Here is a 22,848-nt window from a genome sequence, read left to right on the forward strand (position 1 = left end):
TTTTAATAAATATTTCAAATTATTAAACGTGCTTGTCTATAGAACCACTAATAATATCATCAAGCAAGCTTAGTAATTGCAAATACTCATCAGAAGGCATTTTACGTAATACTTTATCGGATATTTTCTCTGTTATTATAGTTTGAAGCAAACCTGTTGCTTTATCCAGCGCCTGTTTTGTTTCGGCATCCAAAGCGGAATCATAAACCATATTTTTAATTTCTGGCTTAGAGACTTCCTCAACTATTTTTATTTGATCTGTTTGGGCTGCCTTATTAACTGAAGATACAGGTTCAATACTCATTTTTCTTACTCCTTTTTATACCCATCAACCGAGGTATAAAGAAATCGAAGTGCAGTTGTTGCTGCACTTCGATTGCGACATCCTATCGACCTAACAAAGATAATACAGATTGCGGTAGGCTATTAGCTTGTGCCAACATCGCTGTACCTGCTTGTTGCAGAATTTGGTTTTTGGTCAAACTAGCCATTTCAGCAGCGTAATCAGCATCTTGAATACGACTTCTAGCAGCTGATAAGTTGTCTGATACGTTTTGCAGGTTGGCTATCGTTGATTCAAAGCGATTTTGCAGAGCACCCATATTAGCCCGATTAGAGTTTACGCTATTGAGTGCTGCATCAATTCTCTTAATCGCTGTTTGAGCGCCAGACGCTGTGCTCACATCCAGTGAATCTATCCCTACTGTGTCTTTAGAGATATTGGCACTTAAACCAATGTTAGCAACAGTACCACCAATCGCGATAGTATCAACGGCGCTGATTGATAAAGTACCGCGTAGCGCGCCATCAAATGCGCCACCAGTTACAGTTAAACCGTCAGTACCTGCAGTAAAACCTGTACCGCTTTCTGTTACCGTAATGTTTCTGCCATCAGCAGCAGTGAGTGTCATATTACCACCGTTAAGTGATGCAACAACTCCAGTTTGGTTACTGACGCCATTGATGGCATCTCTAAGATCAGAGTTGGTTAATGCCGTTGCTACGTTAAGGTTAGTGTATATTGCAACACCATTAATCGTTAAGTTGTAGGTATCACCTGCAGTTCCACCTATTGCGCCAACTGCTTGTGTGCCGCTGGTAGACGCTGTAACCGATAGTCCTCCTATCCCGGCATCGTTGATAGCCGCTGCTTTGGCATAGGCTGACGTAGCATCTTGTCCGTTTAGTGCCCCGGTAAAATTGGCAGAAGAGTTAATACTGGTTGCTGCTCCTCCTCCAATTGCGATAGTAATATCTGCCGCTGCTGCACCTGCTACTTCTGTTCCTGTTGCCGTGGCAATACCACCAAGAGAAGAAGCTTTTGTGCTGCCGATACTGAAATTGATGGTTTGGTTTGAATTCGCCCCAACCTGGAAGCTTGCGCCAGAGAAAGAACCATCGAGAATTCTTTGACCATTGAATTCAGTATTTTGAGCAATACGCTCCAATTCACTTTTTAATTGTGAAATTTCACTTTGAATTGAAGACCGGTCAGATGAGTTATTGGTTGAGTTAGCAGCTTGAACGGAAAGCTCACGCATGCGTTGTAAAATATTGGTTGTTTCCTGCATTGCTCCTTCAGCAACCTGAGCCAGGGAAATACCATCGTTGGCATTTCTAACGGCTTGGTTCATCCCGCGAATTTGTGCAGTCATTCGTTGAGAAATGGCGAGTCCTGCTGCATCATCTTTGGCACTGTTAATCCTTAATCCCGATGATAAACGCTGGATCGATGTTTGCATCATGTTGCCCGAAACACCCAAATTACGTTGGGCTGTGAGCGACGCCACATTAGTGTTGATTACTTGAGCCATAATTTTAGTCTCCTCAGACCTGAATCCCTGGTATGGGACATTTGTAATTCAGTAAATTCGATTTATTGTTGTGAATTTACTGTACCCGATTTAGTTATCGGAAATAGTGAAAAAAACTTTAGTTCCGAAAGCGCTTTTTTGAAAAGTTGCAAAAAATTATTGAATAAAATTAGTATGTTAAATAAATAGAAAGATCGATTGTAATATAATCAATACGTCTGAAATTCTTCAGATGGACTTGGATATTTTTAATGAGTAATTGGGGTTTTCAGGGTGATTTGGTTCTGGTTATCAAGTCGATTTGGTAAAATATCTTATTCCTTTATGTGAAATTCAAGTCCAATATAGACATGTCAGATTATTTTTTTCTGTGTATAATAATCCGATTTGATAATATCTGGGTTCTAATTTATGAGCTGGCTTAAAAAACTGTTACCATCAAGAATAAGGACAGAAACCTCTCAAAAGAAGGGGGTTCCGGAAGGTTTATGGGTTAAATGTTCTGGTTGTAATGAAGTGCTTTACAGTACTGAACTGGCAAAAAATTTTATGGTTTGCCCATCTTGTAATTTTCATCATCGCATTTCCGCACGCTTGAGAATCGCTCAATTTCTAGATGAGTCAGGGCAAGAAGAAGTGGCTGCTGGGCTGGAGCCACAGGACAGATTAAAATTCAGGGACTCCAAAAAATACAAGGATAGAATTTCTCAAGCGCAAAAAGCGACAGGAGAGAAAGAGGCATTAATTGTTGTTAAAGGGTTTTTAATGCAGCAACCAGTGGTTGTTAGTGCCTTTGAGTTTAATTTTATGGGCGGCTCCATGGGAGCGACGGTTGGAGAAAAATTTGTAAGGGCAGTGAATGTTGCTGCAACAGAAAAGCGACCATACATTTGTTTTACTGCCAGCGGCGGTGCTCGCATGCAGGAGGGATTATTTTCTTTAATGCAAATGGCTAAAACATCAGCAGCTTTAGCAAAATTTGCTGAAACCGGGTTGCCTTTTATTGTTGTGTTAACCGATCCAACGATGGGTGGAGTATCAGCTAGTTTTGGCAGTCTTGGTGATATAATTATTGCTGAACCCAATGCTTTAATTGGTTTTGCTGGGCCAAGAGTGATTGAGCAAACTGTTAGACAAACTTTGCCAGAAGGCTTTCAACGAAGTGAGTTTTTACTGGAGCATGGACATATTGATATGATAGTTGAACGTAAACATCTTCGAGCAACTATATCCGAATTGGTTTCCAAATTGACTCATAAAGGAGCGGAGAGTTTTTTTGCACGCGCCATGGAGTGAATGGGATTTAAATCACTGGTTGACTCATTTGGAAACCAGAAATACCCAGGAAATACAGCTTGGTTTGACCAGAGTTTTGACTGTAGCGCAGAAATTAAATTTGCAGCGACCAAATTGCAAGGTAATAACAGTTGCAGGAACAAACGGAAAAGGTTCTACAGTCACAGCACTTGAAACCATCTATCACCAGTCAGGTTTTAGAGTTGGTACCTATACGTCACCCCATCTTCTTGTGTTTAATGAACGTATTCGAATTAATTTAACACCGATTCAAGATAAAGATTTATGTAAGGCTTTTTCTGTGATTGAAGAAGCACGTTACCCTACCAATTTAACCTATTTTGAAATGGCAACACTTGCTGCCTTATGGTATTTCAAACAGCATGACCTGGATCTGATAATTCTTGAAGTAGGCTTGGGAGGACGGTTGGATGCTACAAACATTGTTGATACTGATTTAGCGATCATTACTACTATCGACTTTGATCATCAGAGTTTTCTTGGTGACACACTTGAGTTGATAGGGTATGAGAAAGCCGGAATACTACGAAAAAATAAACCTTTTATCTATGCGGATCTCTCACCACCAAAAAGTATCGTTGAGTTTGCGGTACAACTTGGAGCATCATCTTATTTATACGGTAAAGACTATTTTTATCAGGAAGAAGCAGACCATTGGGGGGTTACTTGTCAAGGTAAGCTATTTGAGCAATTGACCAGGCCAAAAATTCAACTTCGTTCTGCGGCAGCAGCTGTAATGGCTTGTTATTTGATGCAAAATGATTTGCCTGTATCCTATAAGAATCTAAAGAAAGCGATGGAGCTCATTTATATCCCGGGACGGTTGCAATTACAAAAAGGAAAGACTGATATTTTGTACGATGTATCTCATAATCTGCAGTCAGTTCGATTACTTGCTGATACAGTAAAAAAAATCAATGTAAAAGGGCAAATTCATGCTGTTTTCTCCGCTTTAAAGGATAAAGATCTTTATGGATTGATTATGCCTTTAAGGGATTGTGTTAATCGATGGTATCCTGCACAATTACATAATAAGCGCGCTGCAAGTCAAGAGGAATTGCTTTCTGTATTCAGGGAAGCAGAAATTTTTCTAGATGTTTGTTATAATGACCCATTTACAGCTTTTGAAATGGCATTAAAGCAAGCATCAGATGACGATTTAATTATTGTTTATGGTTCATTTTTTACGGTTAGTCATGTAATGGCTGCCCAACATAATCTTTTGGAGCAGAAGGAGAATCAATGAAACTGATAATGGATGAGAAAGTTAAACATCGCTTGATAGGTTTGGCCGTTATTATTTCATTGGGGGCAATTTTTGCTCCTGCACTAATAAAAAAATCAAGCCAAAGCCCTGAAAGTAACTTTAGTGTCAATGTGAAATTACCACCAAAACCATTACCTCCTGACGTAGTGATTACTGATGAAAAAGAGGTATTTAAAACTATAAAAGTGGCTAAGACAGAAATACCCCCAATACCAGTTGAAAAAAAATCAATTAACCTGGCAAAAGCAGAACCCATCAGCACAGAAGAAGACAATCTCATCAGAACATCTAAAGTCGCCACACTTGAAGCGGAAAGAGAGAACTCAATTAAATCAGAGCCAATTAAATTGGCAGTAAATAAAGCAGCGAATGCGACAGCAAAGAAAGTAATGACCCTGACTGCAGCAAAACCACCGGTGAAAGCATCTCCAGTTGTTACGGCAAAGGTTAGTACTAGCAAAAAGGTTAGCCAAATTGTTGCTGCGAGAAAACCAGCAGTTAAACAAGATATTTATGCTGTTCAGCTGGCTTCATTTACACAAATAGCTAATGCTCAAGCTTTAGTTAATCGATTGCGCAGCAAGGGCTACAAGGCGAATTATCTTAAGTCTAATAGCAGAAATGGAATAGTTTATAAAGTAGTTGTTGGCCATTCACCCGTTAAAAAAGATGTAATAAAATTAAAAACTCAATTAGCTAGTGCCATGCAATTAAATGGTTTTGTTGTGAATACTGGAGTTAGTTAGTTATGCAACTACAATGGGTTGATATAGCAATTGTTGCAATTATCGCTTTGTCCGTATTGACCGGATTGTTTCGTGGTTTTGTAAAGGAACTTGTTGCATTATGTGTGTGGGTATTAGCTATTTGGCTAGGTTTTAATTATTCACAAAGCCTGGATCCCTGGTTAAGTTCTTATATCGAGGAACAGTCAGTACGAACAGCTATTGGATTTATTATTATTCTTTTTGCCACCCTTTTTGTTGGGGGGGTAGTGAATGCAATACTCAGCTTTATCTTAAAACGAGCTGGTTTAAGCGGAACTGATCGAACTTTAGGAATGGGTTTTGGCTTTTTACGTGGCGTTTTTATCGTTGCCCTGATTATGGTTGCTGTTAAAATGACCTCTTTGCCTTATCAGGAATATTCACAAAAGTCCAAACTTTATGCACGATTCGATCCTGTTGTAGCTTTGCTATATAGCCATTTGCCTGAATTTATAAAGCAGGTCAAGGCTGTTGATAAAACAGAAAATATTATTGATACAGTTCCTGCTTCTTAATGTAATCGTACACCAAATCAGGCAAATTATTCTTTACATCTTTATGTTGTTTTAATTGTTCTCTAATTTTTGTTGAGGATATATCATAGTGTCCAGCATTGTATAAGCAGATACTACCAGCATGATGATTTAGCAGTATATTTTTATCATCATTTCTATATTGGTTAAGTAGAGTTTGCACTGATTTTGGCACAGGCTGTTGGAAGAACTCTTCTCTATTGATAACAAGTAAATTGGCTAAGGATATTATTTTTTCCCATTGGTACCATTGTGGTAGATTTAATAATCCATCGTATCCAATAATTAGAGTTAATGATGAGTCGGTGTATTCCTGTCTGAAACTTTGCAAAGTGTATACCATATAAGAAGGGGTATCTCGATCCAGTTCTCGAGTATCTATTTTAAAATCAGGGTAAGGTTTGAGTGCTAACTTTAGCATTTCTACTCTTTGCTCACTGCTGGCAAAGGACGGAGGTTTGATTGCGGGGCTTTTACAAGGTAAAAAATAATAGGAATCAAAGCCAAAGTTAGCTTGAATTGCCAAGCTGGTCTTGATATGACCATTATGCACTGGGTCAAATGTTCCACCAAATATTGCTATGCTATGCATGCATCACCTAGTAATTGCCCTAAACATAAGGAAAGAGAAATGTTCTCCAGAGCATTCCATACTTGATTGTTTGAGTTGGATTTGATTTTATCATCAATAGATTGGCAATAGTGATGAAGTTGTTGTAAAAGTAAAGGGTTTAATCTTTTAATAGCGGATTGATAAAGATTAACTCTTTGAGTCCAAATTTTTAATTGATTAGATGCCATTTTGATATCCATCTTTTGTTGCATTAGAAATAATAATTGTAATAGCGTTCTTATTTCTTGGGTAAGCATCCATAATACCAATGTGACTTCTGTTTTATTATTGGCAGCTTGTCTTAAAATATGAATTGCTCTGTCGCTATGACCAAGTAGGCATGAATCAATCAGTTCAAAAAGGGAAAAATCACATTGATCCGATAAATGTTCCAAGGCCAGGTAAGGAGTAATGAGAGTGCCGGGTGTATTGCTCAAAGTAATTTTTTCAATTACCTGAGCGGTAGCTAGCATATTTCCTTTAGTATATTGATAAATTAATTCAGGAACATATGGATCAAAAGAGATAGTATTTAATTTTAATTGCTCATTAATCCATCTCTTCATTGCTTCTGAGCTTAATGGTTGTGCAATGATAATCAGCGCTTGTTCATCATGTGTTAACCATTGAAGTTGCTTGGCGGTAAGGTTAGGGGCTCTGATAATAATATAACTATGAGAGTTGGCTGATTTGAGATATTCACTAAGAATTTTTTTTCCCGTTGTATCTATCGTTTTTTTATCAAAGAAAATGGTTAAAATAACTGTTTGATAAAAAAGAGAGTAATTATTTGTTTCTTCCAGAACGACATGCCATTCTTCAGGGGACTGAATAGAGAGGATTTTCTCATCACATTCAGATGATTTTTTAAGCATTGATTTTATGTTATTGAGTGCTTCGTCAATAAGATAATGATCTTGTCCAATTAGTACATTAAGATGATGTATTTTTTTTTGTAAAAGCTGAGTAAGAGCTTGTTGATTTATTTGCATATCATGGTCGGTTTAAACGATTAATGATTTGAATAGCGGCATCACGCCTCATTTCGCTGACTAAAAGAGCTTGTTCTTCATTTGACCCTAATATCCTGTCATTATTCACGGTGAGTTGACGGCTCACATTAACTTTTCTGGGGGTTTTAATAATTTGCCCTTTGGGAGTCTGCAACATAAATTCAATGGTTAAGATTAATTGATATTGTCTTGGATTGGTACTTGCACCAATACTAACAATTTGCTGCTGTAAACTGGAACTGTTAATAATTAACCAGTATTTCGCGAGAGATGGGTCAGAATTGACATCAATTTTATAGCCTTCCAGCTGGGACTTGAGTATAGAAACCAGTTCTTTATTTCCATCCCTGGAAATAATAGAAACATTATCAAGCCACTCAGGGATATCAATTGCTCCACGCAAATGAAAACCACAACCAGTTAGCAGCCAAATCAGTATAAGAGATGCTAAGTACTTGTGGATCTGAGTCATTCTTCTTTTCCCTCTCTTATTTGCACTTTATAGGTAATTCCACCCATAACTTGAGAAATTGTGTAAAATATTTAGAGATTGCTGGGACGAATCACACATGTTTATCCAATGACCAAGTTGATTAGTTGCCTATGTGGGACAATAATTGCTTTTTTAATGGTGTGGTTTACCACAAAGTTGTGGGCATGTTCCTTAGCTGCAGCAATTAATTCCTCTTCAGTCGCATCAGTGCTTGCAGTAAATTGAGCTCTGAGCTTTCCATTAACTTGTACAACATAATCTACTTCATCAGTTTTTAGAGCACTTTTATCCACCTTTGGCCACGGCGCATCAATTATTGCTTTATCAAAACCTAATTGCTGCCAAAGGCAATGACAAATATGCGGGGTAATTGGAGCGAGTAGCCTCAGCAATATACTGATGCTTGAGTGTATAAAAAATTTATCATTTTCAGTTTCAATGGAGTAATCAGATATTTCATTAAATAATTTCATACAGCCAGAAACAACCGTGTTAAATTGATTTCGGTCATAGTCATGGGTTGCCTGAGCAAGTATTTGATGCACAATATGACGGGATTTTTTTAATCGAGACTCCGCTTCCTTCCAGTCGACATGACCATTTCCACTCAAAATACTATCGTTAATGTCAATGAGCATGTCTCTATGCTGATGTGAAAAAGCCCAAACTCGTTTCAAAAAGCGATGTGCTCCTTCGACTCCAGAATCTGACCATTCCAGTGATTGCTCGGGAGGGGATGCAAACATGACAAATAAGCGAGCGGTATCAGCTCCGTAGGTATTGATAAGATGGTTTGGATCAACCACATTACCTAATGATTTTGACATTTTATGCCCGTCTTTTAAAACCATACCTTGAGTTAATAAAGCCTTAAAGGGTTCATCCGAATTAACTAATCCTTCATCGCGCATCAATTTATGAAAAAATCGAGCGTACAGCAGATGCATCACTGCATGTTCAATTCCACCGATGTATTGGTCTACTGGTGTCCAATATTTGGCTCGGTCATCAAGCATGGCATTTTCCTGACCTTTGCAAGCAAAGCGAGCATAGTACCATGAAGATTCGACAAAGGTATCAAATGTATCTGTTTCTCGAGTTGCATCTTGACCGCATTTTGGACATGTTACATTAACAAACTCTTTGCATTGTGTAAGTGGAGAGCCGGTACCGGTAAAATCAACATTCTCTGGCAGAACAACAGGTAATTCTTCGTCAGGGACTGGAACAATACCGCATTGTTCGCAGATAATCATGGGGATAGGGGTTCCCCAGTATCTTTGCCTGGAAACGCCCCAATCTCTTAAACGGTAATTAATGGTAGCTTTGCCAGCGTCATTTTCTTCCAGAAAGTTTGTGATGACTTGAATGGCTTTACTAGAGAGTAGATTATCAAACTGATTTGAATTAATCAGAATTCCTTCTTCAGTATAAGCTGATTGATTAAAGTCATGCTCAATGTCTATAGGCTTGATTACCTGTTTGACAGGTAATTGGTATTTTTGCGCAAACTCCCAATCGCGCTGATCATGTGCAGGAACTGCCATGACTGCACCAGAACCATATTGCATTAAAACAAAATTAGCAACCCATATGGGTAACTCCTTACCCGTTATAGGGTGGATTGCAGTCATTCCAGTGTCAATCCCTCGTTTTTCCATAGTTGCCAGTTCTGCTTCAGCTATCTTAATTCCTTGACAACTATCGAGGAATTCTTGAACCTTTTTATTGTTGGAAGCCGCTTCTTTTGCTAATGGATGATCTGTTGCCACAGCAAGATAGGTTGCTCCCATCAATGTATCTGGGCGAGTAGTGTAAATTTTCAATCGTTTGGGATAATTGTTTACATTGAAGTAAATTTCTGTGCCTATGGATTTGCCAATCCAATTGCGCTGCATTTGTTTTACTTGTGCAGGCCATTCATCCAGGCTATCTAAAGAGCTTAAAAGCTCATCAGCATAGGAGGTAATTTTAATAAACCACTGAGAAATTTCCTTGCGCTCAACCAAAGCACCTGAACGCCAGCCGCGACCGTCAACTACCTGTTCATTAGCTAATACTGTTTGATCAACAGGATCCCAGTTAACAACAGCGTTTTTCTTGTAAACTAAGCCCTTTTCAAATAAACGAATAAAAAACCATTGCTCCCAGCGATAATATTCAGGATCACAGGTAGTAATTTCTCTTTTCCAGTCATAGGCATTTCCCAAGCGTAAAAACTGCTCTTTCATTGCAGCAATATTTTTCCTGGTCCATTCTGCAGGAGGAATTTTATTCTTGATGGCTGCATTTTCGGCTGGTAGGCCAAAAGCATCCCATCCTATAGGTTGCAGGACATTTTTTCCCAATGCCCGCTGATATCGGGCTATGACATCACCGAGAGTATAGTTTCTCACATGCCCCATATGCAATGTGCCACTGGGATAGGGAAACATGGATAAGCAATAAAACTTTTCTTTGTTTAAATCTTCAGTAACATTAAATGATTGCTTCTTATGCCAATATTGTTGTGCTTGTTCTTCAACTTCTTGGGGGTTATAGGTATTATCCATAGGCCAATAAATTTAATAACACGGAACTGCTAAGGATAACCCCTCTTGCCTTTGCCAGCAATAGATTATTTTTCTGTAAATCGTTTAATATTAAAAAACAAAACAAAAAGAACAAATATGAAACAAAAAACAAAAGTAGGATAGTCACTCCAAATTATCCAGGGAGTGATGCCATTTGCAGGAAAAATATCTGTTTGGAGCATTCCTGAATTAAAAGCTGGTAGCCCTTCGACAATAGTTCCTTGGTGGTTAATTACTGAGGAGAGTCCATCATTATTCACCAGAATTTGGTATCGTCCTGTAAGCAAAGAGAGCATTTGAGCCATTTGTAATTGCTGGTAGCTTGCCAGGGAATGGCCAAACCAGCCATTATCACTGATAGAGACTATCCATTGAGCTGCAGGCATTTGTGATCTCAAGATATTTGGGTAAGCAATTTCATAGCAAATTAGACTGGCAATGGGATGATTAGCTATGTTAATTAATGGCTGATTCGATCTGCCGGGAACAACATTAGGTTCTGGAAGATTTAACCAACGATTGATGGGGATAAAGGGTTTTGGTATATATTCTCCAAATGGTACCAATTGGCGTTTCACATAGGCTCCTGTAGCTTCCCCCAAGCTAATGATGGAATTGTAAAAATTGGTTTCATCATTATCTGTAGGTTGCAAGATTCCCAAAATTAAACTGCTTTTGGCTTTTAATGCTTTTTCATGCAGTTTCTGTAGGTAATCTTCAACATAACTTGCTGGTAGGGGTATGGCTGATTCGGGTAAAACAATTAAATTTTTTCCTAACAGTTTATCTGTTTTGTTTTCATAGTATTTTAATAAATCCCAAAAGAGAGTTTCGTCCCACTTGTCTCTCATTGAGAGATTAGGCTGGATTGCACCGACAGAAATAGGTTCTTTCTTGATTTCTGTCCAATGGATATTTTTCCCCAGTGATGGTGCAATAAGAATCAAGATAAAAACGCTAAGGTAGTAATATCGTTTAATCGTATTGTCTTTAATTATCAGAACCAGTAGGGTACCCAAAAAAGAACATATTAATCCAAGCCCATAAACACCAACTACTGGTGCAATATATCTCAATGGTGTATCGATTTGGGTTATACCTGCTAATAGCCAGGGGAACCCAGTAAAAAGCTTGGAACGGATAAGCTCAGCTATACACCAAAGAGTGCTAAACAAAAGCATGCATGTTAATAAATTACACTTGGTTGAAAGGAGTTTAAAGGAATAACCGACTATTCCAGGAAACAGAGAAAGATACATGATAAACAATAAGGTGATAACGCCAGCAAGAAAGTAATCAAGTTGTCCATAGTCGTGGATGCTGATAATCACCCATGATACTCCGAAGCCAAAGTATCCTAACCCGTATAGGAAACCAAGGGAAAATCCCTGCTTAACCGTGCATTGAAGAAATTCAGAAAATAAAATGGCCAGACTCAAAATAGTTAATCCTGGCAGATGGAAAGGTGCAAACCCCAAGGGGGCTAATAAACCTGCTAAAAATACAACAACGAACTTCGAATATTGGTTTAGTGTTGATGTGTTTATTATTGTCGAATGTATCAAAGCGGCCTGCTTCATGTCACAACTAGACTAAATTAAAGTGGTCAAGATAAATGAGTAAGACTAATTGGTCAAGTGATATCAAGAATTGCTGTATTGATCATGTTTTGGATCTATCTAATCTCTGATAATTTGTGTAGGATTATCAAGTTTTACAAAGGAGAAGGATTGTATGTACAACGTAATGATTACTGGTGCTGGGAAAATAGGCAGTCTAATTGCTTGTCTACTCGCCGATAGTGGGTCTTATCAGGTTCATTTGGCCGATCTGGAATTTAATGGCTCTGATGTGACAAGATTATTAACTGCGCTGCCTGAGATTAAAACGGTTGCATTGGATGTTAAAGATGAACAATCCACTCAGGCCTATTTGCAAAAGCACAATATTATCGCAGTGATTTCGAGTCTTCCCTATTTTTTAAATACTCATGTTGCCAAAGCCGCCAAAGCTGCCAAAGCTCATTATTTTGATTTAACGGAAGATACTTCTGTAACGGAGGCAGTAAAAGCTATTGCTCAAAATGCCGAGACAGCTTTTGTTCCTCAATGTGGATTAGCACCTGGCTTTATCAGTATTGCGGCTAATAGTTTGATGCAGGAATTTGAGAAATGTCATCATGCCAGACTAAGAGTTGGAGCATTGCCACAGCGTGCTAATAATGCGCTTCATTATTCATTAACCTGGTCTACTGATGGGGTTATTAATGAATATGGTAATCCTTGCTATGGTATTGAAGGTGGTAAAGATGTGGTTATGGCTCCGCTGGAAGGATTGGAGTCAATTCAGATTGATGGTTGTGAATATGAAGCGTTCAACACGTCCGGTGGTTTGGGAAGCTTGGCTGAACTTTATGCTGGAAAAATACAATCGATGAATTACAAAACCATGCGTTATCCAGGTCATTGTAAAAAAATGCGCTTTTTAATGAATGACTTACGATTAAATGAAGATCGAGGGACGTTAAAAAGAATACTGGAAAATGCAATTCCAAAAACATATCAGGATATCGTGATAGTTTATGTTACTGTTGAGGGTATTAAGCAGGGCGAACTAACCGAAAAAAGTTATGTCAAGAAAATTTACCCTGAAGTAATTCGAGGTTTGGAGTGGTCAGCTATTCAAGTCAGTACAGCTTCGGGCGTATGCGCTGTTGTTGATTTGGTATTGGGACAGGGAAATGAATATAAAGGGCTTATTTTGCAAGAAAAATTTAAATTGTCCCACGTGCTGGAAAATCGCTTCGGCAAATATTATGCCTAGGAGAGTCTTATGGATTTATTGCAACGCTTAAATATTAAATCAGTAAACCCCGGAGCCTTTAGTGGACATGGTTGGCATAGTGTCAACCATGCCCATACTCTGGAATCCTTCAATCCCAGTACTGGGAATAAAATTGCTGAAATAGCAACTTGCACTATGGATGATTATGAGCAGGTTATGCAGCGAGCAGAGCAAGCAGCGCAAGCCTGGCGAAAAGTGCCAGCTCCAAAGCGGGGTGAAATCATCAGGCAAATAGGGCAAGTACTAAGAGAAAATAAAGATAGCTTGGGAAGTCTGGTATCGCTGGAAATGGGTAAATCCAAACAGGAAGGTGATGGCGAAGTTCAGGAAATGATTGATATCGCTGATTTTGCTGTAGGGCAATCGCGCATGTTGTATGGTAATTCCATGCACTCAGAACGCCCAAATCACCGAATGTATGAGCAATGGCATCCATACGGAATTGTTGGGGTGATTTCAGCATTTAACTTTCCTGTTGCTGTATGGTCATGGAATGCATTTTTATCTGCTATTTGTGGCAACGTTACTATATGGAAGCCATCGGCAAAAACACCTCTCTGTGCAGTGGCAGTACAACATATTTGCAATCAGGTATTGAAAGAAAATAATTGTCCTGAAATATTTGGCTTGATCATTCCCAATTCTCACGATGTGGTTGAAGCCATGGTTGATGATAAACGAATACAGTTAATATCCTTTACAGGCTCTACTGCAGTTGGAAAGCAAGTAGCAGCAAAAGTCGCTGCCAGACTGGGTAAAAGCATTCTGGAGTTGGGAGGTAATAACGGCATCATCCTCGATGAGTCTGCTGATTTGAACCTGGCTATTCCTGCCATAGTATTCGGTGCTGTAGGTACTGCTGGCCAACGTTGTACTACTACGAGACGCCTGTTTGTTCATGAATCAAAATACCAGGATGTTATCAAAAGGCTAAGACATGCTTATGAGCAGATAACTATTGGTGACCCACTCGATACACGAAATTTAATGGGTCCTTTGATTGACCTGCAAGCTGTTGAACAGTTTAAAAAAGCAATAAATAGAATTAAAGCGGCAGGAGGTCAAATTGTTTATGGTGGGGAAATATTAAAACAAGCTGGCTCCTTTGTGCAGCCTACTTTAGTTTGTGATGTAAAAAACGATTGGGATATTGTGCAGGAAGAGACTTTTGCTCCTATTCTATATGTTATGTCCTATCGGACACTGGATGAGGCTATTGCTTTACATAATGGCGTTCCTCAAGGGCTTTCTTCAGCCTTATTCACCCAAAACTTAAAAAATGCAGAGCGCTTTCTCAGTGCTTGTGGAAGTGATTGTGGTATTGCCAATATTAATATTGGCACTTCAGGGGCTGAAATTGGAGGTGCTTTCGGAGGCGAAAAAGAAACTGGTGGTGGACGTGAATCAGGTTCGGATAGCTGGAAAGCTTATATGAGGAGGCAAACCAATACAATTAATTGGGGAGATGAATTGCCCTTGGCTCAGGGTATTCGTTTTAATTTAAGTTAAGATGTAGAAAGGGGCGAGATCAACAGATTATTGCTCCTTTTAGCCAATGGTAAGTGCCTGTTACCTGTAAATCTGACTCATAGAGGCATCAATCGATTATTAACAAGAGGATAATAACAATGCAGGAGCCTTTTTTCATTAAAAAAGTTGCAGTTTTAGGGGCTGGCGTCATGGGTGCTCAAATTGCAGCACACTGCGTTAATGCCGGAATAGAGACTTTACTGTTTGATTTAGCTGGCAAAGAAGGGCCTAAAAACAGCTTGGTCGATAAAGCTATTGCCAATTTAGGTAAACTAAAACCAACTCCTCTTGCAACTCCCCAAACCAATGAGTTATTACAAGCAAAAAATTATGCGGAAAATTTGGAAGAGTTATCTTCTTGTGATTTAGTCATAGAGGCGATAGCGGAACGTGTAGATTGGAAAGAGGACTTATACAAGCGAATTTCGCCTTATTTATCTGATAAAACAATTTTAGTTAGTAATACATCAGGGCTAAGTATCAATAAGCTATGTGAGGTATTACCTGCGCAGCATAGATCCAATTTTTGTGGAGTCCATTTTTTTAATCCACCGCGTTACATGCATTTGGCAGAACTAATTCCTGCCAATACTACATCATCTGATTTGCTCGATTATTTGGAAACATGGTTAACCGAGTATTTGGGCAAAGGAGTTGTGAGAGCGAAAGACACTCCCAATTTTATCGCAAATCGAATAGGAGTCTTTTCACTATTAACTACCTTGCATCATACTTTAGCCATGAATATGGGAATTGATGAAGTGGATGCCTTGACTGGTCCATTATTAGGAAGACCGAAATCTGCAACTTTTCGTACCATGGATGTGGTTGGTTTGGATACTATGCAACACGTTATTAATACCATGCAGTCTCAATTAACTGGTGATCCATGGCATAAAATGTTTATTCTGCCGGACTGGTTGAATGGTTTAATTAAGGAAGGTCATTTAGGGCAAAAATCTGGCCAAGGAATTTACCGAAAAGCAGGTAAAGTAATAGAAGTTTATGATATTCAAACCGGTCAATATAGACCCTCTCGAGCAGAAGTGAGTGATGAACTGAAAGCGATAATGGATATTAAAGATCCTGAAGCTCGAATGAAGAATTTAATGGCATCAAATAATAAGCAAGCTCAATTTTTGTCGGCTTGCTTTAGAGATTTATTCCATTACTGTGCGTATCATTTGGAAGAAATTGCTGATAATGCAAGAGATGTTGATCTGGCAATTCGCTGGGGATTTGGATGGTCGCAAGGACCATTTGAAACTTGGCAGCTTTCTGATTTACACAGTGTGACTCGACAAATCGATGAATCAATACAGGATAATACGGCATTATCAAGCGCAAAACTACCTGAGTGGTTATATGAAATAAAGGAATTTTACACACGAGAAGGCGCTTATTCGCCTGGTAAAAACAATTATCACGCCAGAAGTCAGTTACCTGTTTACCATAAACAATTCTTCCATGACAGGGTATTAAAGGAGTCACATCATCCTGTTCATGTTATTTATGAAAATGAGGGTGTTTGTTTGTGGTACTTAAAAGATGATGTGGCTGTGATTAGTTTTAAAAGCAAAGCCAATACAATTGGTCAATCAGTTCTCGATGGCATAGAGACTGCTTTGGATATCGCAGAAAGGGATTACCAGGGATTAATTATTTATCAACAAGATGCATCCAATTTTAGTTCAGGAGCTGATCTACGTGGCGTCTCCAAATTATTAACAGATGGAACAATACAAGCTCTTGAGCATATGGTAGAGCAATTTCAACGGGTAGCAATGCGGTTAAAATATAGTTCAATTCCAACTGTAGCTGCTTTAAGAGGTCGAGCATTAGGAGGTGGTTGTGAATTAATGATGCATTGTGATTCTATTGTTGCTGCTTTTGAATCTTATCCCGGTTTAGTTGAGGCTGGAGTAGGAGTTATACCTGCTGGTGGTGGTTGCAAAGAGCTCGCTATGCGTTCAGCACATCATGCCCAACAAGCTGATTTATTAACTTTTATATTGCCAGTTTTTCAGCAAATAGCAACTGCAAAAGTAGCTGCAAGTGCGGTGGAAGCCAGAAATATGGGATATCTGCGTGCGGCTGATTCTATTCTAATGCATGCTGATGAGGTTTTATATGCCTCTTTAGAAAAAATCAAAGCCATGCGAGCTGCTAATTATCTTCCTCCTATGAAAAAACAACGATTTAAAGTGGCAGGTATAGAGGGGCATGCCCGATTACAATCCGGTTTAGTGAATTGGTTGGAAGGTGGATTTATATCACAGCATGATTATTTTCTGGCGAATGAATTGGCGAAAGTGTTGTGTGGTGGGGATGTCAATCATGGAACCTTGGTTGATGAACAATGGATGCTAAAGTTGGAAAGAGAAGCATTCATAAAACTAGCCAATACATCATTAACCCAAGCCAGAATCAGTCATCTGTTAGAGACTGGTAAACCACTGCGCAACTAAGCAAGGAGAATTAGGATGACTGACGTATATGTAGTTGACGTATTACGTACACCAGTAGGTAAAGCACCAAGAGGTGTTTTTAAAAACACATTACCTGATGATTTATTGGCTCATACTATTAAATGTTTAATACATAGACATCAAAACATTGATTGGCAAGAGATAGCTGACGTAGTAATAGGTTGTGCAATGCCAGAAGCGGAACAAGGTATGAATGTAGCCAGAATCGCTTCTTTATTGGCTGATCTTCCACAATCTGTTCCAGCAATGACTATTAATCGTTTTTGCTCATCTGGTATACAAAGTATAGTTACTGCAGCAGATACAATCCGTAATCAGGAGGCTCATTTAGCACTAGGTGGCGGTGTCGAAAGTATGTCCATGGTACCTATGGGTGGAAATAAATACACGGCGAATCCATCCATTTTTAATGATGAGCACGTTGCTATAGCTTATGGCATGGGGATTACAGCAGAAAACGTTGCAAAGCGTTGGGAAATTACTCGAGAACAACAGGATGAATTCGCCATAGAAAGCCATAAAAAAGCAATTGCTGCGCAGGAAAGACTCGATTTCAACGCTGAAATAAGTCCAATCGAAATATCTATAAGATACCCTGATCTGAAAACTTCAAAGGTTGAAATAAAGAAAAAATTGATAAATAAGGACGAAGGCCCTAGAGCAGACACATCTTACGAAGCGATTTCTAAATTAAAACCGGTATTCGCTTTAAACGGGACAGTGACTGCAGGAAATAGTTCTCAGACGAGTGACGGAGCCGGAGTGGCATTACTAGCCAGTGAGAAGGCTTTAAAACAGTATGATTTAAAACCTTTAGGCCGTTTAATGAGCTATGCCGTTGCGGGAGTACCGCCTGAAATCATGGGAATCGGACCAGTAAAGGCAATTCCTATGGCGCTAAAGCGCGCTGGAATTACTTTAGATCAATTGGATTGGATTGAATTGAATGAAGCTTTTGCTGCCCAAGCTTTGGCGGTTATTAAAGACCTTGACCTACCCAGAGAGAAAGTTAACCCTTTAGGTGGGGCTATTGCTTTGGGGCATCCTTTAGGAGCAACGGGCACCATAAGAACAGCTACATTACTACATGGATTGAGAAGAACAAAAGGGCGCTACGGTATGGTAACCATGTGTATTGGAACCGGAATGGGAGCTGCTGCGATATTTGAATCGCTATAAATATATCATTTTAATTCAATCTATAATGTTAGCGGGCACTAAGTTTTGCTTGGCGCCCCGAACTGGTTACTATCATCAGATTTGAACTACTACATATAGTTCAATTTTTTAATAGCCTTACTATCCCACTTTCTTCTTTTATATTTCCTTGCTCCGTCAACCAACCTAGATTCTGCATAACTTTTAATGTGCGATACCCTGTTTTTTTAGTTGAATAGTTTTGCGCATGTACTATAAGTTTTTCTAAAGTTGCGTGTTCAAAATCTACATTACTGCGAGCAAAAAAACTATATAGACCTAAATAAGATTGTCTATCTTTATTTAGCTGTAACAAATAAGCTTGTTTAAAAGCAGTTATTGCTTGTTCTTGAGTTACATATATTTGTTGAGGAAACCAATCTTTTTTAAGTTTGGTTAAAGGGACTGCCAGTATTTTCGGATTAGGCTGTAAAGGTGGTTTGGCATAGAGCATGGATTCATTTTGAAAGTCATGATGTGTAATCGTATGTGTAATTAAAGAGGCAATCAATTTACCTCCTTCATCGCTAGGTTCAATTTGAGCTTTATATAATTTGCTATTTCGATAATCAAAACTACTGGCAAGATCAATAATGGCCAAAGAGTTGTCACCAAGTTCATTGAAAACGTTTCGATATACTTTTGCCATTAGTTTATGGAGCAGGTTTAACGCCTGTTGTTCATGTTTAGAATTTAAACCAAATATAGAATAATACATTATTTGTAAATAGGATAAAAAACCATGAGAAACCGTTCCGTGATGAAAAAGTTTATCCATTAAAAAATAAATTAGATAAGGGTCGTTTTCTACATATGGTGTGTATTGCAATACTATACTTAATTTTGCATTAGGTTGAACTTTTCTAATTTCTTTCACAACTTGAATATAGTTCTTTATTATGTGATTTATCAATTGCTCAATAGCTTTTGGTCTCTCTTCTGGAGCCATAAAAATTAGCTTGCTTAACTGAATGCGAAAATCATTACCCAAAACACTCAAAACTATATGTTCAACATCCTGTTCATTTTCTAACGCCTTAAGTGGTTCAAAATATTTGTGGGTATGTTGGGATGAAGTAACGGCACAGTCTTTATATTCTCCATATAATATTGAGTCAGTTGTAAATCCATCAACAGCGAAATTAAGAATTTCCATTTTTGGTAATTGACGTCTTAAGTGATCAGTTACAGTAGCTTTATTTGGCACCCAATTAAAATTATCAAGAGTGGAGTCTCCTAATAAAATTAATTTTGGCATAACTTATTACCTCCACTATAATAAATAAATGTGCTGGATTCTTTTTGGAGAAATTATGAAGTATTCTAACAAAATAATTTTTTAGATCTCCCTTGATTATAAAACAACCAAGTAGTAAACAACATATAAACAATAATGATTATCATTATTATTTATATGCGCATCGTACTTTCAGTTCCAGTTTCTATTTGATGTTCTGAATCGATGTTTTCTTCCTCATCAATAGTAGAGCTCATCGATGGTTCTTGTCTGGGACTTGTAGTTAATTCCGTTTTATCAGTAGATGTAACTTCTTCCACCAATTCATCAATTTCATCCCTAGTCTTGGGTGCGAATTTCTGGCTACGTGCTACCGATTGGTTACAACAATCATAAAATTTCTGTTTTAGTGCTTCATCATCACTTTTTGATACAAATTTTAGGACGGCATTATGTGCTTTTTCACTTAATACAACAACTTTTCCAGGATTTTCTTTTAATTGTGATTCAAATTCTTCTATCATTTTTTGAGGCGATTTTTGAAATTCTACTGTAATGGTATTTTCATCAATTTTTGATTTTATTTTACTATTAACCAATCCAGCTAACGCAGTATTAGAATAACTACCTTCCTTTTCAGCTACTTTTTTACTACCTACAGAAACAGTAATCTCATCAGTGCTTTCAGGCTTTTGTTTAAATAAATTTGCTATAAGTTTAAATGGCTTGGCTATCGTTTCAGCAATAACTTCCACACCTTTTTGTATTGCTGCTAAAGGAGCTAATACTATCATTGCTGGTAGGGCCATAAGGGTTAATCCAACTTTTAATCCAGTAGAATTGCGACTATAGACGAGGTTTAAAGTATTTAAAATATCATTAAAACCTTGTTTGGGGTTCAGCAAAGAGCCAATGATAATGCCTGGTGTTTTGGCTAAACCAACCAGTACACCAAGAGCCAGGCCGGCATTTTGTTTTGCTTTTGAGGCTTCAGGATCCATGTATATTGACATGGCATATCCTAATGCTCTGTCTAATGGACTTGCAGTAACTAATGGTGTAAAAATGTTACTTTTTTTCCCTTCATTAATGGTTTTACTTGTTAGTTTGGCATTTTCTAATACCTGCTGTGGTGTTCCAAAAAAACCTAAGGCACGTGTTCCCATTATTGAATGCAATAATGGATCATGTTGTGCTCCCGCAGATAATACTTCTATCGAAGTAAGTGAGCAGTTATTGGTATGTAAATTGAATTCTTTTTTTTCTGGACCAGCTACAAGCTCATGCATTTTTTTTAACATAGCTTCTGGATGTAACCCCCTTTTGCCATTTACAGCTAAAGGTAAAGACACTTGATGATGAGGTGGTAAACCAATTACCATATAAGCACTGGAATTTTCACTGTAAAATTGAGAAAATTCCTGTATTTTTATTAACTCTTCTTGTGCCTTTTTTGCTTCTTTACTTAGAGATTCTTCTTGTTCTGGCAACTGTTCCTTTTCTTTTACAAGCTCGGGACGAGTTGAATTTATTTTACTTACGAGTGCTTTTACAGAGGATTCTGATATAACTTGGCATGGAGAGTCAATTTTGGTTTTCCACATTTTTACAGAAGAATTAAGAGTTTCTTCAAGTTCAGATGATAATTTTACTCCTGATTCTTTATGATTTCTTAATTGTTCTTGAAGATCGGTTAACTTTTGGATTTCTGGAGCAGGTTTGGATATATCTTTCTTGGCAGAATTAACCTCTTCAACATCAATTCCTTCTTCCCATAGAGCCTCTTCCAGTCCTTCTTCATCATCTTTATATTGCTCACATAATTCTTCGTATTTTTTAATTAAATTAAGATTTCTCTCATTTTTTTTCTCTTGTTTGCTAGCAAGCTCATTTTTTAATTCATCAATATGATCGATCAAATTTTCAATGGACTTGGGTGACAATGTACCATTTTCCAGTTCTAATTCTTCTTTTAAAAAAGGTAAGACAGACATCAGTTCGTCAATTTCAGCTGTATAAGGAATGGGTCCAGATGTATTACCCTCCAGCTTATGAAGTAAACTATCCATTTTTTCAAGTTGAGAGTTTACTTCTTCCATTTTTTTACGTACTTGATTTAACTTGTATTCAAAATCGTAATAAACATCTTCGACTTTATTTTTAACTTGTGTTGAGTCTACCTCTTTTTTAGCTTCAGAGAGTTCAGTTTCTAATTCCAATTTCCGTTCTGTCAGGCGGTTTGTTAAATATTCTCGCATTGCTTCTAAGTTTGTTGGATCTACTCCATTGTCTTTGGTTTCATCAAGCAATTTTTCGACATTAATGCCTAAGTTTTTAAACATTAGCTCCATTGAAGGGCTCATTTTTGTATGAGGCATTTCATCAATTTTGCTTTGTAACAGTTTTACTACATTTAGTTTTTCTTCAATTGTATGAATTTTATGATCACGTGTAATCTTTTCTAGTTCACTGGTAGGGATATCCCTTTGATGTATAATTGACGTAGGAGCATAGTCCATTTTTCTGGAGCCTAATTTACCCCTATGCACCCTTTGTTCAGGCTGTAGATATTCTTTCCATTTTTCGTCGTATTCAAAATGCTTTCCCTCTCTTTCCCAAACCATGTCATCTTCTGTATTCTGTAATCTTCCCGGCCACCAACTCCAATCTATGTCAAAATAAATTTGTTCATAAGCCTTCTCGTGGGTAGTTACAAGGTTCCCATTTGAATCATATTGGGCTTTCCGCGTAACTTGCGTTTTTAACTCTACAGGTATAAGTCGTTTTGCGGTCTTCAGATACTCTTCATAGGTTTTATCTTCATTACCCTTTACTTTCTTAAATTGATCATATGTTTGTGAATAACAATATTTTTCTATCCATTGCTTTGTCTTATCAGTCACAGGTAATTTCATATTAATGGAAGCATGACCTACATCCCCACCAAAAAATTGCTGATCAGCAAAATTCATCATTCCATTACTCGGTCGATCATTAGTTCCCCATGTTTGGACTGTAATACCAAAGAGAGAATCATTTGCTTCTAAAACTTCATCTTTCGAACGGGACATCTTCTGTCCTCCTTTGGGTAAAAACAAACACTTAGATTATTATTTTTACTATTAGATCTTATAATTATTATAGTGCATAAAAATTAATCT

General features: G+C 37.9%; 17 protein-coding genes. 8 read left to right on the forward strand and 9 right to left on the reverse strand.

Annotated features, from left to right (window positions below):
* Window positions 1–22: 22 nt before the first annotated feature.
* Both LPG_RS06710 and LPG_RS06715 read right to left on the reverse strand, forming a co-directional pair.
* On the reverse strand, window positions 23–304 hold the full coding sequence (locus tag LPG_RS06710) for a hypothetical protein (RefSeq protein WP_010947069.1): 282 nt from the start codon (window positions 302–304) through the stop codon (window positions 23–25).
* Window positions 305–386: 82 nt separating this feature from the next.
* Window positions 387–1,814 carry a flagellin gene (locus LPG_RS06715; RefSeq protein WP_010947070.1) on the reverse strand — a complete coding sequence of 476 codons (1,428 nt, stop codon included), beginning with the start codon at window positions 1,812–1,814 and terminating at the stop codon, window positions 387–389.
* A gap of 411 nt (window positions 1,815–2,225) precedes the next feature.
* On the opposite strand from LPG_RS06715, the gene accD reads away from it, so the two are divergent.
* Genes accD through LPG_RS06735 form a run of 4 tightly spaced genes read left to right on the forward strand, consistent with a single transcriptional unit; the run spans window position 2,226 to window position 5,680 of the window.
* A complete protein-coding gene (gene accD / locus LPG_RS06720; RefSeq protein ID WP_010947071.1) occupies window positions 2,226–3,110 on the forward strand; it encodes an acetyl-CoA carboxylase, carboxyltransferase subunit beta in 885 nt (294 codons plus the stop codon).
* Window positions 3,091–4,377, forward strand: coding sequence for a bifunctional tetrahydrofolate synthase/dihydrofolate synthase (gene folC / locus LPG_RS06725; RefSeq protein WP_010947072.1), 1,287 nt, complete (start codon window positions 3,091–3,093; stop codon window positions 4,375–4,377). The genes accD and folC overlap by 20 nt, the downstream gene beginning before the upstream one ends.
* The gene (locus LPG_RS06730) at window positions 4,374–5,144 is read left to right on the forward strand and encodes an SPOR domain-containing protein (RefSeq protein WP_010947073.1); all 771 of its coding nucleotides are present in this window, start codon (window positions 4,374–4,376) and stop codon (window positions 5,142–5,144) included. The genes folC and LPG_RS06730 overlap by 4 nt, the downstream gene beginning before the upstream one ends.
* Window positions 5,145–5,146: 2 nt before the next feature.
* Window positions 5,147–5,680 carry a CvpA family protein gene (locus tag LPG_RS06735; protein WP_010947074.1) on the forward strand — a complete coding sequence of 178 codons (534 nt, stop codon included), beginning with the start codon at window positions 5,147–5,149 and terminating at the stop codon, window positions 5,678–5,680.
* Here LPG_RS06735 and nadD read toward each other — a convergent pair.
* From nadD to lnt, 5 genes are all read right to left on the reverse strand, one after another.
* Window positions 5,655–6,290, reverse strand: a complete 636-nt coding sequence (nadD, locus tag LPG_RS06740) for a nicotinate-nucleotide adenylyltransferase (RefSeq protein ID WP_010947075.1) — start codon at window positions 6,288–6,290, stop codon at window positions 5,655–5,657. The genes LPG_RS06735 and nadD overlap by 26 nt on opposite strands.
* Window positions 6,278–7,303, reverse strand: coding sequence for a DNA polymerase III subunit delta (holA, locus tag LPG_RS06745; protein WP_010947076.1), 1,026 nt, complete (start codon window positions 7,301–7,303; stop codon window positions 6,278–6,280). The genes nadD and holA overlap by 13 nt, the downstream gene beginning before the upstream one ends.
* Window position 7,304: 1 nt before the next feature.
* The gene (gene lptE / locus LPG_RS06750; protein WP_010947077.1) at window positions 7,305–7,796 is read right to left on the reverse strand and encodes an LPS assembly lipoprotein LptE; all 492 of its coding nucleotides are present in this window, start codon (window positions 7,794–7,796) and stop codon (window positions 7,305–7,307) included.
* A gap of 101 nt (window positions 7,797–7,897) precedes the next feature.
* On the reverse strand, window positions 7,898–10,369 hold the full coding sequence (gene leuS / locus LPG_RS06755; protein ID WP_010947078.1) for a leucine--tRNA ligase: 2,472 nt from the start codon (window positions 10,367–10,369) through the stop codon (window positions 7,898–7,900).
* Window positions 10,370–10,434: 65 nt separating this feature from the next.
* Complete coding sequence (gene lnt, locus LPG_RS06760; RefSeq protein WP_010947079.1) at window positions 10,435–11,970, reverse strand: apolipoprotein N-acyltransferase; 1,536 nt, start codon at window positions 11,968–11,970, stop codon at window positions 10,435–10,437.
* A 154-nt stretch (window positions 11,971–12,124) separates the two neighbouring features.
* Here lnt and LPG_RS06765 point away from each other — a divergent pair, with 154 nt between their 5' ends.
* From LPG_RS06765 to LPG_RS06780, 4 genes are all read left to right on the forward strand, one after another.
* A complete protein-coding gene (locus LPG_RS06765) occupies window positions 12,125–13,213 on the forward strand; it encodes a saccharopine dehydrogenase family protein (RefSeq protein WP_011213649.1) in 1,089 nt (362 codons plus the stop codon).
* Window positions 13,214–13,222: 9 nt separating this feature from the next.
* On the forward strand, window positions 13,223–14,743 hold the full coding sequence (locus tag LPG_RS06770) for an L-piperidine-6-carboxylate dehydrogenase (protein ID WP_010947081.1): 1,521 nt from the start codon (window positions 13,223–13,225) through the stop codon (window positions 14,741–14,743).
* Window positions 14,744–14,862: 119 nt separating this feature from the next.
* The gene (locus tag LPG_RS06775; protein WP_010947082.1) at window positions 14,863–17,232 is read left to right on the forward strand and encodes a 3-hydroxyacyl-CoA dehydrogenase/enoyl-CoA hydratase family protein; all 2,370 of its coding nucleotides are present in this window, start codon (window positions 14,863–14,865) and stop codon (window positions 17,230–17,232) included.
* Between the two features lie 15 nt (window positions 17,233–17,247).
* Window positions 17,248–18,432 carry an acetyl-CoA C-acyltransferase gene (locus LPG_RS06780; protein WP_010947083.1) on the forward strand — a complete coding sequence of 395 codons (1,185 nt, stop codon included), beginning with the start codon at window positions 17,248–17,250 and terminating at the stop codon, window positions 18,430–18,432.
* Window positions 18,433–18,532: 100 nt separating this feature from the next.
* Here the strand turns inward: LPG_RS06780 and LPG_RS06785 are convergent, their stop codons facing one another.
* Together LPG_RS06785 and sidG are read right to left on the reverse strand one after the other, a co-directional pair.
* On the reverse strand, window positions 18,533–19,708 hold the full coding sequence (locus tag LPG_RS06785; RefSeq protein ID WP_010947084.1) for an SGNH/GDSL hydrolase family protein: 1,176 nt from the start codon (window positions 19,706–19,708) through the stop codon (window positions 18,533–18,535).
* Window positions 19,709–19,860: 152 nt separating this feature from the next.
* Window positions 19,861–22,785 carry a Dot/Icm T4SS effector SidG gene (gene sidG, locus LPG_RS06790; RefSeq protein WP_010947085.1) on the reverse strand — a complete coding sequence of 975 codons (2,925 nt, stop codon included), beginning with the start codon at window positions 22,783–22,785 and terminating at the stop codon, window positions 19,861–19,863.
* Window positions 22,786–22,848 lie beyond the last annotated feature (63 nt).

It is taken from the genome of Legionella pneumophila subsp. pneumophila str. Philadelphia 1 (genome assembly GCF_000008485.1).
Taxonomy (GTDB): Bacteria; Pseudomonadota; Gammaproteobacteria; order Legionellales; family Legionellaceae; genus Legionella; species Legionella pneumophila.